Raw genomic sequence first — 1,378 nt, forward strand, 5'->3', positions numbered from 1 at the left:
GGCGGGTCCGACAGCAGGACCGACACCACCGTCTCGGTGCGGGCCATCACGCCACCGCCCGCAGGAACGACGGGACCGGCGCGTCGTACCGGCGCAGCTCACCCGAACTCACCCCGTACTCGCAGGCGACGTCGAGCCACTGCTCCGGAAACACCGACCACACCGCGTCCACGATCAACTGGTGCGCGCCCCGCGGCGTCGGGATCTCCCGACCCAGACCATCCAGCAGAAGCACGACCCGCCTCATCTGCGGGCTGCCGTCCACGTCCCACATCACCGGCGTGATCCGGATCCGGAAGGCGCGGTTACCCAGCAGCCCGGTCAACGCGCGGCGGATCTTCGCCCGACCGTCCTCGTCGGCCTGCGCCATCAGCGGGCCGGCCATCGGTGCAAGGAGCTTCACGGCTGGCCTCCGAGGGTCAGGTACGGGTAGCGGCAGGCGCCCTCGAACGGGCAGGAGGAGTCGGCGTCCAGGTCAAGGAACTGGTGCCGCTGCTCCAGCAGCGCGCCGGCACGCTTCTGCGTGATCGGGGTGACGTGCTCCAGCCGGAGGTATCCGTCGTAGCCCTCGAGCCAGACAACCGGGAGTCCGTTCCGGCTGAAGCCGGCTTCGGCGCGGGTCCGTGTGATCACGGGTCGGTCGCCGCGAGCACCCGGGTAGGCGATGACCCAGGTACCGATCGGGTTCGCCGCGTTCCAGGCGTCCAGCGGCGAGGCCGGGGTGAGAGCGGCGACGGCCGGCGAGTCAGTGGAAACCGGGAACGTGTCCTTCATGACAGCACCGCCGTTGACTGCCGCAGCGCCACACCGGACAGAACCTTGTCGGCCGCCGCGTACTCGGCCAGCAGCATCTCGCGGTCGCCCTGGTCCTCGACCGACAGCAGCGGGCCACGGAACCGGAACATCTCGGCGTCGACCCGATCCGCGACACTCGCGGCGGTGATCTGCGGCAGGGGGCGCCGCTTCGCCGAGAACCGGCGCACCGCGTCGGACGTCGCGGTCGGATCGGCGGGCTTCGGGCGCTGGGAGGGGATCAGGTTCGCGACCCGATCGGGCATGATGTGGGACATCGGTCCTCTTCTCCTTGCATGTAGGCGTGCAGGTGAGGGGTGGATCGGGAGGCCTCGACTGTCCGGTGTGTGGTAGCCCGGCGGTCGGGGCCGCATAGCCGCTAAGCGGCGATGGGGGCGACTGCGGTGCGTTCGTTCTCGCGGCGGATGTCCTCCGCGGTGAAGGTGATCCGGCCACCGTCCAAGTGGCACCAGACCTCCCGCCGGTTGCACTTCCGCTTGAGCACGCGGACGCTCCGGTAGGGCAGAAGCTTGAGAGCCACCACCTCTTCAGGCGTCCATCGGACGAGTTCCTGCTCGGCGTTGGC

Annotated in this window: 4 protein-coding genes; all 4 read right to left on the minus strand. The window is 69.9% G+C overall.

Features of this window, described 5'->3' with window-relative positions; all coding sequences use genetic code 11:
* Nucleotides 1-46 precede the first annotated feature (46 nt).
* Complete coding sequence (locus ABD191_RS28710) at nt 47-403, minus strand: hypothetical protein (protein ID WP_030901163.1); 357 nt, start codon at nt 401-403, stop codon at nt 47-49.
* Nucleotides 400-774, minus strand: coding sequence for a hypothetical protein (locus tag ABD191_RS28715; RefSeq protein WP_030901166.1), 375 nt, complete (start codon nt 772-774; stop codon nt 400-402). The genes ABD191_RS28710 and ABD191_RS28715 overlap by 4 nt, the downstream gene beginning before the upstream one ends.
* Complete coding sequence (locus ABD191_RS28720; protein ID WP_030901168.1) at nt 771-1,070, minus strand: hypothetical protein; 300 nt, start codon at nt 1,068-1,070, stop codon at nt 771-773. Before ABD191_RS28720 ends, ABD191_RS28715 begins: the two co-directional genes overlap by 4 nt.
* A 101-nt stretch (nt 1,071-1,171) precedes the next feature.
* The coding region (locus ABD191_RS28725; protein WP_344089028.1) for a hypothetical protein at nt 1,172-1,378 on the minus strand (207 nt) is incomplete at its 5' end.

This window comes from Luedemannella helvata (assembly GCF_039528415.1).
Lineage (GTDB): Bacteria > Actinomycetota > Actinomycetes > Mycobacteriales > Micromonosporaceae > Luedemannella > Luedemannella helvata.

What these genes read in the sequence shown, in the direction of transcription:
- ABD191_RS28715 (WP_030901166.1), bottom strand. Translation starts at nt 774, where the DNA reads ATGAAGGACACGTTCCCGGTTTCCACTGACTCGCCGGCCGTCGCCGCT.
- ABD191_RS28720 (WP_030901168.1), bottom strand. Translation starts at nt 1,070, where the DNA reads ATGTCCCACATCATGCCCGATCGGGTCGCGAACCTGATCCCCTCCCAG.